Source organism: Mesorhizobium sp. M8A.F.Ca.ET.021.01.1.1, from assembly GCF_003998025.1.
Classification (GTDB): Bacteria; Pseudomonadota; Alphaproteobacteria; order Rhizobiales; family Rhizobiaceae; genus Mesorhizobium.
Genome location: NZ_RZSJ01000901.1, coordinates 1 through 1,485, shown reverse-complemented (window position 1 = coordinate 1,485; position 1,485 = coordinate 1). Strand labels below are relative to the sequence as shown.

General features: G+C 65.1%; 3 protein-coding genes. 1 reads left to right on the top strand and 2 read right to left on the bottom strand.

The window, feature by feature from the left end; all coding sequences use genetic code 11:
• Window positions 1-500 (top strand): amidase family protein (locus EOA36_RS35255; protein ID WP_245464556.1); only part of this gene is annotated, 500 nt, incomplete at its 5' end.
• Window positions 501-521: 21 nt separating this feature from the next.
• Here the strand turns inward: EOA36_RS35255 and EOA36_RS35250 are convergent.
• Window positions 522-947 (bottom strand): hypothetical protein, encoded by a 426-nt coding sequence (locus EOA36_RS35250; RefSeq protein WP_245464555.1) that lies wholly within the window; start codon window positions 945-947, stop codon window positions 522-524.
• Window positions 944-1,485, bottom strand: a 542-nt coding sequence (locus EOA36_RS35245; RefSeq protein ID WP_281040111.1) for an NAD(P)-dependent oxidoreductase, incomplete at its 5' end; no start/stop codon positions are given. The genes EOA36_RS35245 and EOA36_RS35250, both read right to left, overlap by 4 nt.

Genomic DNA, 1,485 nt, shown 5'->3' with positions numbered 1-1,485 from the left:
TTGCGGATCTGTCAATCGACGACATGATCGCGGAGTTTCGTGCGGCCACCAAGCGCGGTTCGATCGCCGCCATGGAAGGCGCCGAGGTGCATGCCGACTGGCTGGCGGCAGGCGCGCCGGCGCCGGTCGACCCGCATGTGAGTGGACCCTTGTCGCGGGCGGCCATGCTGCCGACGCCGGTCTACATCAGGGCCTTGCGCCGCCGCACTGCTCTGGCAGCAGCCATGGATGAGCGGCTGACATCGGTTGATGTGCTGGCTCTGCCGACCACGCCGGTGACGGCGCCGACCATCGCTTACATGGCCGAGGATGCCGAGTTGCGCGACCACGTCGAAGGCCTGCTGCTGCGCAACACGCAGGTCGCCAACCAGTTCGACCTCTGCGCGATCTCGCTGCCAATGCCGGGCACGGCGCTGCCGGCTGGCCTGATGCTGGTCGCGCGCAACGGCCACGACCATCGTCTGCTGCGGATAGCGGCTGAAGTGGAGAGCCTGCTGTGACGAGCAGCGTGCCCACGGCAATCAGTGCGCCGCGCAGCGCCTGCGCTCGGCTTTGCCAGAGGCGCGTTCGATACGCGTAACGACCAGCATGGGCGGGTCGTTCGGCTCACCGCGATGCTGGATCGATCCTCTGACGACGAGCTTTCCCGCTTGAAGCTTGTCGGAAGTGTCGGGTGCGGCCCTGTCTTGCAGCGCCAATTCGGTGGTGTTGAGCGCCACGCCTTTGATGACCTTGCCGGTGGCCAGATCCAGCGCGTTACCCGAGGGACAAGGGTCTCTGAAGCAGACGATTCCATTGCTGCAGTAGACATAGTCGCTGCCCTCTGCCGCAGCGAGTGCAGGCAAGGCCGCGGTCGAACACGCGGCGAGAACCAAGGATGCCAAGCGACGATACAACATGACTTTCAGCGTCACCAACAATTGAAGCGAAACCGCGGTGTATTTCACGTGTCGGCCGGAAACCGCCGCCGGTAATGATCGACCACTTCGGGATTGCGCAGATTGACAGGCAGCTTGCCGGCCAGCACCAGCAGGGTCTCGCCGGCCGCGCCGACGCCCATGCGCATCATCGATTCCTCGGTAATCCCTGCCATATGCGGGGTGATGATGACATTGTCGAAGCCGAAATAGGGATGATTTGCCGGTAGCGGCTGTGTCGAGAAAACGTCGAGCGCGGCGCCGCCAATGCGGCGCTGCCGCAAGGCCTCGATCAGCGCGTCGTCGTCGACGACCGGCCCACGCGACACGTTGATCAGCAGTGCGTTGGGTTTCATGCGGGCGATGCGCTCGCGGCTGATCAGGCCGCGCGTCTCCGGCGTCAGCGGGCAGCAGAGCACGATGATGTCGCTCTGCTCGACCAGCGCGTCGATCGACAGGAAGCCGACTTTTTCCGGCGCCGGCTGCATGCTGCGCGTCGTTGCCACAACCTTGAGGTCGAAGCCGTGCGCGGCGATATGCCCGACGGCTTGCCCGACTGCGCCGAGGC